9 protein-coding genes are annotated in these 6,660 nt (G+C 67.2%); 1 reads left to right on the forward strand and 8 read right to left on the reverse strand.

Going from position 1 to position 6,660, the window contains the following annotated elements; all coding sequences use genetic code 11:
* Window positions 1–503: heme exporter protein CcmB (locus AX681_RS04165; RefSeq protein ID WP_066681860.1), on the forward strand; the 503-nt coding region annotated here is incomplete at its 5' end.
* 112 nt (window positions 504–615) lie between these two features.
* Here AX681_RS04165 and AX681_RS04170 read toward each other — a convergent pair.
* The 8 genes from AX681_RS04170 to AX681_RS04200 all read right to left on the reverse strand — a co-directional run bounded on the left by AX681_RS04170 (window position 616) and on the right by AX681_RS04200 (window position 6,638).
* Entirely contained in the window at window positions 616–1,485 is an 870-nt protein-coding gene (locus tag AX681_RS04170) for a class I SAM-dependent methyltransferase (RefSeq protein ID WP_066659016.1), read from the reverse strand.
* A 144-nt stretch (window positions 1,486–1,629) separates the two neighbouring features.
* The gene (gene thrC, locus AX681_RS04175) at window positions 1,630–3,030 is read right to left on the reverse strand and encodes a threonine synthase (RefSeq protein ID WP_066659015.1); all 1,401 of its coding nucleotides are present in this window, start codon (window positions 3,028–3,030) and stop codon (window positions 1,630–1,632) included.
* A 42-nt stretch (window positions 3,031–3,072) separates the two neighbouring features.
* Complete coding sequence (locus tag AX681_RS04180; RefSeq protein WP_066681864.1) at window positions 3,073–3,717, reverse strand: SURF1 family protein; 645 nt, start codon at window positions 3,715–3,717, stop codon at window positions 3,073–3,075.
* Window positions 3,714–4,088 (reverse strand): DUF983 domain-containing protein, encoded by a 375-nt coding sequence (locus AX681_RS04185; protein ID WP_066657641.1) that lies wholly within the window; start codon window positions 4,086–4,088, stop codon window positions 3,714–3,716. Before AX681_RS04185 ends, AX681_RS04180 begins: the two co-directional genes overlap by 4 nt.
* Window positions 4,088–4,993 carry a cytochrome c oxidase subunit 3 gene (locus AX681_RS04190; protein WP_066657635.1) on the reverse strand — a complete coding sequence of 302 codons (906 nt, stop codon included), beginning with the start codon at window positions 4,991–4,993 and terminating at the stop codon, window positions 4,088–4,090. Before AX681_RS04190 ends, AX681_RS04185 begins: the two co-directional genes overlap by 1 nt.
* A 40-nt stretch (window positions 4,994–5,033) precedes the next feature.
* A complete protein-coding gene (locus tag AX681_RS04195; protein WP_066657633.1) occupies window positions 5,034–5,585 on the reverse strand; it encodes a cytochrome c oxidase assembly protein in 552 nt (183 codons plus the stop codon).
* 7 nt (window positions 5,586–5,592) lie between these two features.
* Window positions 5,593–5,739, reverse strand: coding sequence for a hypothetical protein (locus AX681_RS22340; protein ID WP_197421819.1), 147 nt, complete (start codon window positions 5,737–5,739; stop codon window positions 5,593–5,595).
* The gene (locus AX681_RS04200) at window positions 5,736–6,638 is read right to left on the reverse strand and encodes a heme o synthase (protein ID WP_066681866.1); all 903 of its coding nucleotides are present in this window, start codon (window positions 6,636–6,638) and stop codon (window positions 5,736–5,738) included. Before AX681_RS04200 ends, AX681_RS22340 begins: the two co-directional genes overlap by 4 nt.
* Between the last annotated feature and the right edge of the window lie 22 nt (window positions 6,639–6,660).

The raw sequence follows: 6,660 nt of genomic DNA on the forward strand, positions 1-6,660 counted from the left end.
GGATCGGCGGCGGGGTGATCTGGGCGGCGGCGCTGCTTGCCGCGCTGCTGCCGGTCGAGCGGCTGGTCGCGCCCGATCTGGAGAGCGGGGTGCTCGATCAGTTGGCGGTGCGCGGGTGGAATGACGCGAGCGTCGCGGCGGCGAAGATCGTCGGGCATTGGCTCGGCTTTGCCCCTGCGCTGCTGCTGGCGTGCGCGGTGGCGAGCGGGTTGCTGGGCCTCTCGCTGGAACAGGCGCTGGCGGCGGGGCTGAGCCTGTTGATCGGCACGCCGGGACTGGCGGCACTGGGCGTCGCGACCGCGGCGCTGACGGCAGGGCTGCGCGGCGCGGGCGCGGTGGCGGGGCTGGTGATGCTCCCCTTCGCCGTGCCGCTGCTGATCTTTGGCGCGGGCGCGATGGGGAATGATCCGAGCGCGATCAAGCTGCTGGGGGCGGTGAGTTTGCTGCTGGTGGCGGGGTGCCCGTTCGTGGCGGGCGCGGCGATGCGGATGGGGCGGGGGTAGCACCACCCTCCGTCATCCTGAACTTGTGTCAGGATCCACGGTTCCATAGGCGACTGAGCCGCGGGTGGCGGGGTGGAGGCTGAAACAAGTTCAGCATGACGGAAGAAAAATGCTACCGACTCCACCGCGCAAAGATCGCCGTCGGCAGCACCAGCCCCCGCGCCTCCTCGCGCACGCCGAGTTCGCCGCATTCGACCTTGCCGCCCAGATCGGCGAAATGCTGGTTGAGCAATTCCCCGATCGCCAGCGCGGACATGCGGATCGCGTAGACCGTCAGGAACAGGAAGCGCGAGTCGGCGTCCAATAGCTGGCGGCAATCGGCGATCAGGCCGGGGAGGTCGCGTTCGAGTTGCCACACTTCGCCGGTCGGTCCGCGGCCATATTTGGGTGGGTCGAGCAGGATGCCGTCATAGCGGCGACCGCGACGCACCTCGCGCGCGACGAACTTGGCGGCGTCGTCGATGATCCAGCGCACCGGCTTGTCGGTCATCCCCGACAGCGCGGCGTTGCCCTTGGCCGCCTCGACCGATTTCTTCGACGCATCGACATGGACGAGTTTGGCGCCCGTTGCCGCCATCGCCAGCGTGCCGACGCCGGTATAGCCGAACAGGTTCATGACCTCGGGCGCGTCTACCCCTGCGGTCTGTTCGCGCATCCAGCTCCACACCGGCGCCATGTCGGGGAAGAAGCCGAGATGGCGGAACGGGGTCGTCTGCGCGGTGAACTTCGCCTCGTTCCAGGCGAGCGGCCAGCCTTCGCGCGGGACGGGCTTCGTGAACACCCAGCGGCCGCCACCCTCGTCATCCGGGGCGGGCATGAATTCGCCATGCGCGTCCCAGTCGGGCGACGCGGGCGCCCACATCGCCTGTGGCTCGGGGCGGATGAAGCGGTAGTCGCCATAGCGTTCGAGCTTGCGGCCATGGCCGGAGTCGACGAGGCCGTAATCGGCCCAGGACTCGCCGGTGAGGGTGATGAGGTTCATGGGGCCTTTAGCGCCTGTCCGCCGCCAAAAATCAACCGTCACCCCGGACTTGTTCCGGGGTTCACCGGGAGGCAGGCGCAGAGCAAGCGGCTCAAGCTTCGCGAGGGAGGCGGAGTGGACCCCGGCACAAGGCCGGGGTGACGACTAGGCTTTCGGCGTCCCGCGCTCCGCCACATAGCCGGTGATCGCCTCAAACGTCGCGGGGAGCACGTCGTAGCGTTCCTCGCGGTCGAACAGGTCGCCGACGCGGGGTGGCAGGGTCGGGCGGATGCCGGTGGCGCGCTCGACCGCGTCGTCGAACTTGGCCGGGTGGGCCGTCGCGAGGGTGACGATCGGCACGTGCGACGGGAGTGCGACCCGCTGCGCGGCGGCGAGGCCGATCGCGGTGTGGGGGTCGAGAATCTCGTCGGCGCGGGCATGCGCCCAAGCCATGGCGCGCGACATGTCGTCCGCCTCGATCCGGTCGCTGGCGAACAACGACGCCGCGCCCTGTTGCTGGGCGTTGGTCAGGCGCATCGCCTTGCTCGATTCGAATCCGGCCATTTGCGCCGCGAGCGCGGGGCCGTCGCGTCCGGCCAGGTCGAACAACAGGCGTTCGAAGTTCGAGCTGACCTGAATGTCCATGCTCGGCGCGGCGGTCGGGGTGACGGTGCCGGCGGAATAGTCGCCGCTCGACAATGCGCGGTGGAGGATGTCGTTGACGTTGGTGGCGACGATCAGCCTGGCGACCGGCAGCCCCATCCTGGCCGCGACATAGCCTGCAAACACGTCACCGAAATTGCCGGTGGGCACGCTGAACGCGACTTCGCGCGCCGGGGCGCCGAGGCGGACGGCGGCGTAGAAATAATAGACGACCTGCGCCATCAGCCGCGCCCAGTTGATCGAATTGACCGCGGTGACGTGGAAGCGGCCCGAGAAATCGGCGTCGTTGAACATCGCCTTCACCAGCGCCTGGGCGTCGTCGAAGCTGCCTTCGATCGCGATGTTGTGGACGTTGGGCGCGAGCACCGTGGTCATCTGGCGGCGCTGAACGTCGCTCACCCGCCCCCGGGGGTGGAGCATGAAGATGTCGATCCCCGCACGCCCGGCCACCGCGTCGATCGCGGCCGAGCCGGTGTCGCCGCTGGTCGCGCCGACGATGGTGAGGTGGCGGTTGGTGCCGGTCAGAAACTTCTCGAACAACAGCCCGAGCAGCTGGAGCGCGACATCCTTGAACGCCAGCGTCGGGCCGTGGAACAGTTCGAGCAGGAAGTGGCGGTGGTCGAGCTGAACCAGCGGGGTCACCGAGTCATGGCTGAACCGGCCATAAGCGCGGGTGCACAGGTCGCGCAGTTCATCTTCGGTCAGGCTGCCCGCGACGAACGGGGCCATGACGCGCACGGCGGTCTCGACATAGGAAAGGCCAGCGAGGTCCGCGATCTGGTCGGCGGTGAAGCGCGGCCATTCGACGGGAATGTAGAGGCCGCCGTCGCTCGCAAGACCAGCGAGGGTGACTTCACGGAAATCGAGTTCGGGCGCGGTGCCGCGCGTGCTCTGGTAGCGCATGGGGCGGGGACTAGCCCCCGCATCGGCACGCGGCAAGAAAGACTAGCTTTGTGGGGGCGCGGGTGGCGATGCGGCCCGACGGGCGCGTAGGCGCAGCGCGAGCAGGTAGATCACCACAGCAATCCCCGCGAACAGGAACCACTGCACCGCATAGGCGAGGTGGTTGTTCGGCACGCTCGATGGGTCGGGCGGGGCGCTGGCGGACAGGCCCGGGGCGGGAGCGTCGGCGACGAGCATCAGGTTGCGGGGCGGGCGCTTGGTGAACAGCGATGCCAGCAGCGGCGTCGTATCGGGGGCGTGGGTAATGATGCCGGTGACCGGGCCGCCCTTCCATGCCGGCTTCACGCCGGGCGCGCTGCTGACGCCCAGGTCGACCTTGACGCTCATCCCCTCGGCCCCGGTGCGACAGTCGGCAAGGTGGCGCCAGCCGCTCTTGCCGCTGGCGTCGCGACCGGCCTGTTCGCTCCAGCCGGCGACTTCGAGGCACATCAGCCCGGCGCGGCGGAACAGATGTTCGTCCCCGACCGGCGGGCTGGGGAAGGTCATGGCGGGCAGGTCGCGGTTGGCGGACAGGCGGGCGAGCTGCACCGCCTTTTCCCCGCGCCGGTCAAGCTGCCAGATGCCAAGGCCGATCATCGCCGCGACGGCGAGGCCGACCAGGATGGTAGGAAACAGCGGGAGCTTCATGCGTCGCGGTCTTTCAGCCGCCCTTCACGCGCGGCGTTGCGATATTCGAGCGCGAGCAGCGCGCCCTTGGCCCAGCGCAGGCTGAACACGACCAGCGCCACCGTCACTGGCGGCCAGATCAGCAAATGCAGCCACAAGGGCGGCTCGGCGGCGAGTTCCAGCCACACCGACAGGGCGACGATGATCGTGCCGATGATCAGGGTGAGGAACGCCGCCGGGCCATCGCCGACGTTGAACGCGGCATAATCCAGCCCGCATTTCGGGCAGCGGTCGGCAAACTTGATCCAGCCCGCAAACAGAGAGGGCGCGCCGCATTGCGGACACGCCCCCTTGAATGCCGACTCCGTGACCGGAGGTGCGCTGTGGTCCATCAGCCGTGGACCGGCGCGCCCCAGCCGCCCCACACATAGACGGTGACGAAGAGGAACAGCCACACCACGTCGACGAAATGCCAGTACCAGGCGGCGGCTTCGAAGCCGAAATGCTGGCGCGGCGTGAAGTCGCCCTGATAGGTGCGCAGCAGGCAGACCATCAGGAAGATGGTGCCGACGATCACGTGGAAGCCGTGGAACCCGGTCGCCATGTAGAAGGCCGAGGAATAGTTGGTCTTGCCGAACACGAACGGCGCATGCGCATATTCATAGGCCTGCACGCCCGAGAAGATCAGGCCGAGGATGATCGTCAGCCACAGGCCCTTCTTGACCACGTCATTCTCACCCACGCCGATCGCACCCCACAGGCCACGCAGGGCACCGCCACGCTGGTTGTGGATCAGGCCGTGATGGGCCCAGGTGATGGTGGTGCCCGAGAGCAGCAGGATGAAGGTGTTGAGCAGCGGCAGCTGGAACGCGTCGAGCACTTCCATGCCCTTGGGCGGGAACTGCGCGGCGATGCCCTGCGCCACTTCGACCACGCTGGCATGTTCGCCGCTGACCGCGATCGCGGCAGGGAACAGCGCATAGCTGAACCATGCCCAGAACCAGCCGACGAAGAACATCACTTCCGACGCGATGAACAGGATCATGCCATAGCGCAGGTGCAGCTGGACGACCGGAGTGTGGTCGCCGGCATTGGCTTCCTTGATCACGTCGACCCACCACGACGCCATGCAGAACAGCACGGCGGCCAGGCCCGACAGCATCACCCAAAGGCCCGACGGATGCTCCTTCATGTACATGAGGCCGCCGGCCGCCAGCCACAGAGCGGCGAGCGAGCTGAGCATCGGCCACGGGCTGGGCGGGAGAATGTGATAGTCGTGGTTCTTGGCGCCTGCCATCGTCCGTCCCTGTTCGTTTCTGGCGTTGTTGGTTGATCCCCTAGCCTTTGGGCTTGGCGGAATCCACTGGGTAAAATGTGTAGGAGAGCGTGATCTTTTGAATATCCTTCGTATCCGGATCGGTCAGGATCTTCGGATCGACGAAATAGATCACCGGCATGCGCACCGTCTCACCGGGCTTGAGCGTCTGTTCGGTGAAGCAGAAACACTGGATCTTGCTGAAATACTTGCCCGCCGCTTCGGGCGTGACATTGTAGGTCGCGGTGCCGGTGATCGGCACGGTGCCGGCGTTGGTCGCAGTGTAGAAGGCCATGTCGCGCGCGCCGATGGCGATGGTGTCCGACCGCACTTCCGGCTTGAACTGCCAGCTGAGCGCCGGGCTGACGTTGGAATCGAATGCAACGGTGATCTTGCCGTCGACCGCGCCGGGCGCGGCACCGGCGCGCATCGTAGTGCCGCCAAAGCCGGTAACCTGACAGAAGAGGCGATAGAGCGGCACGCTGGCAAAGGCGAGGCCGGTCATGGCCAGCACGCCGAGCACCGCCAGCATTGCGGTGCGCAGCTTGGGGTCCTGGGGAAGTGCTGCGATCATCGGAGTCTCACTGCGCGCGAAGCGGCATGCCCATCTGGATCTTCACGATGCTGATCGCGAAGACCAGGATGACGAAGGCAAACAGCAGCACCGCCAGCACGCGCGCGCGCGACTTCTGGCGGGCGCGGATCAGGTCTTCTTCGTCGGGGGTCATGCCATGATCCTATCGGCGGCAACCGCACCGAACAAGATGAAGAGGTAGGAGATCGAATAGGCGAACAGCCGCTTTTCGGGCTTCATCGCGTCGTTGTCGCTCGCCATGCGGGTCGCGACATGCAGCGCGAGCAGGCCGAACAGCGCGGTCGTGGCGATCGAGGTCCAGCCATAGAGGCTGCCGGTCAGGCCGAGCGGCCAGGGCGCGATCGCCGCCACCGCCATCGGAATCGTGTAGAGGCCGATCTGCACCCGCGTCGCGCGCTCGCCCGCGACCACGGGCAGCATCGGGACGCCGGCATTGGCGTAATCGGTCTTCACGAACAGCGCGAGCGCCCAGAAATGCGGCGGGGTCCATAGGAAGACGAGGCCGAACAGCAGCACCGGCAGCAGCGCGATCTCGCCGGTCGCGGCGGCCCAGCCGATCAGCGGCGGAAACGCGCCCGCCGCCCCGCCGATCACGATATTCTGCGGCGTGCGGCGCTTGAGCCAGACGGTGTAGATGAAGACGTAGAACAGGATCGAGACCAGCAGGATGCCGGCCGCGACATAGTTGACCGCCAGGCCCATCAGGATGACCGACAGCGCGGCAACGCCGACGCCGAAATGCAGCGCCGACTGGCGGTCCATGCGCCCGGCGGGCAGCGGACGGCTCTGCGTCCGCTTCATCTTGGCGTCGAGGTCCGCCTCATACCATTGGTTGAGCGCGCCCGATGCGCCTGCACCCAGCGCAATGCACAGGATCGCGGTAAAGCCGATCACGGGATGGATCGAAACCGGCGCGGCGAGCATGCCGCACAGCCCGGTGAACACGACCAGACTCATCACGCGCGGCTTGGTCAGCGCAAGGAAATCCCGCCAGTCGGCGGGGACGGTCAGGGCGTGGTTGGCGACGGACATGACCGGGGGGCTATAGGCGCGG

It is taken from the genome of Sphingomonas sp. CCH9-E2, assembly GCF_001557215.1.
Lineage (GTDB): Bacteria > Pseudomonadota > Alphaproteobacteria > Sphingomonadales > Sphingomonadaceae > Sphingomonas.

What these genes read in the sequence shown, in the direction of transcription:
- AX681_RS04170 (WP_066659016.1), bottom strand. Translation starts at nt 1,485, where the DNA reads ATGAACCTCATCACCCTCACCGGCGAGTCCTGGGCCGATTACGGCCTC.
- thrC (WP_066659015.1), bottom strand. Translation starts at nt 3,030, where the DNA reads ATGCGCTACCAGAGCACGCGCGGCACCGCGCCCGAACTCGATTTCCGT.
- AX681_RS04180 (WP_066681864.1), bottom strand. Translation starts at nt 3,717, where the DNA reads ATGAAGCTCCCGCTGTTTCCTACCATCCTGGTCGGCCTCGCCGTCGCG.
- AX681_RS04185 (WP_066657641.1), bottom strand. Translation starts at nt 4,088, where the DNA reads ATGGACCACAGCGCACCTCCGGTCACGGAGTCGGCATTCAAGGGGGCG.
- AX681_RS04190 (WP_066657635.1), bottom strand. Translation starts at nt 4,993, where the DNA reads ATGGCAGGCGCCAAGAACCACGACTATCACATTCTCCCGCCCAGCCCG.
- AX681_RS04195 (WP_066657633.1), bottom strand. Translation starts at nt 5,585, where the DNA reads ATGATCGCAGCACTTCCCCAGGACCCCAAGCTGCGCACCGCAATGCTG.
- AX681_RS22340 (WP_197421819.1), bottom strand. Translation starts at nt 5,739, where the DNA reads ATGACCCCCGACGAAGAAGACCTGATCCGCGCCCGCCAGAAGTCGCGC.
- AX681_RS04200 (WP_066681866.1), bottom strand. Translation starts at nt 6,638, where the DNA reads ATGTCCGTCGCCAACCACGCCCTGACCGTCCCCGCCGACTGGCGGGAT.